At 62.0% G+C, this 216-nt stretch carries 1 pseudogene; it reads left to right on the forward strand.

Annotation, left to right across the window (positions count from 1 at the left end):
- Window positions 1-216 (forward strand): annotated as a pseudogene (locus KUG41_RS15210) (photosystem II q(b) protein); the annotation flags it as partial.

The following is a 216-nucleotide window of genomic DNA, read 5'->3' on the forward strand; positions in this document are numbered from 1 at the left end:
CCAGCGCCGTGTTCCTGATCTACCCCTTCGGTCAGGGTTCCTTCTCCGACGGCATGCCCCTCGGCATCAGCGGCACCTTCAACTACATGCTGGTGTTTCAGGCTGAGCACAACATCCTCATGCACCCCTTCCACATGCTGGGTGTGGCGGGTGTGTTCGGTGGCTCCCTGTTCTCCGCCATGCACGGTTCGCTGGTGACCTCCTCCCTGGTGCGTG

The organism is Synechococcus sp. CCY 9618 (assembly GCF_019038415.1).
Taxonomy (GTDB): Bacteria; Cyanobacteriota; Cyanobacteriia; order PCC-6307; family Cyanobiaceae; genus Cyanobium.